The sequence below is a fragment of the Oleiphilus sp. HI0128 genome, assembly GCF_001635365.1.
The window spans coordinates 1-863 of sequence record NZ_LWGG01000840.1; the positions used below are offsets into that span (position 1 = coordinate 1).

General features: G+C 43.9%; 1 protein-coding gene. It reads right to left on the reverse strand.

Going from position 1 to position 863, the window contains the following annotated elements; genetic code table 11:
* A partial coding sequence (locus A3763_RS12945) for an acyl-CoA dehydrogenase family protein (protein WP_197482898.1) occupies positions 1–827 on the reverse strand: 827 nt, incomplete at its 3' end.
* Between the last annotated feature and the right edge of the window lie 36 nt (positions 828–863).

Consider the following 863-nt stretch of genomic DNA (forward strand, 5'->3'; position numbering starts at 1 on the left):
CATTCATTGTTATCACCAAATGAAAGCATGGTCGAGGTCGTACCGCGGTAACCCAATTTATGAATGAGCCCAGCTAATGCAACATCATTACGATCTGCCGGTTTACCATCGTCATCCAATCTATATTTAGGAACCAGGAACAGCGAGATTCCTTTTACGCCCGATGGCGCACCGTCAATTTTAGCCAAGACAAGGTGAACAATATTGTCGGCCATTTCATGATCGCCACCCGAAATGTACATCTTATTTCCTTTGATCAGGTATTGACCTGCGGTGTCTGATGCTTTTGCTCGGGTTGTGATATCGGCTAAAGATGACCCAGCATGAGGCTCTGTCATTGCCATGGTGCCAGTGAACTTACCGGCTAACATAGGGCTTAAGAAATTACCTTTTAGCGCATCCGAAGCATAAGTTTTGATTAAATTGGCTGCGGCTATCGTTAAAAATGGATAACCCGCTGATGAAGCGTTAGCACTTGTGAAATACCCCATACACGCAGCCATAATAACTTCTGGCAACTGCATCCCACCTAACTCGTAGTCATCTCGCCCTGCAAGAAAGCCTGCTTCAGCCAACGCATCAAAGGCCTCTTTTACCTCTGGCAGAATGCTTACCTTCGCACCATCAAAACTGGGCTCATTACAATCTAGTTTGGCATTATGGTTAGCAAACTTATCCTCAGCAATTTGTCTTGCTGTAGAGATCGCTGCATTAAAGGTTTCAACATTATGTTCATTAAAACGAGCGCGCTCAGTAAGTGCGGCGGTTTCAAGCACTTCATACAACTGAAACTGAACGTCTCTTTCATTTAATAAATCGGTTTCCATGCCTTACAAGCCTCTTAATGATGAATAGGTTATTTA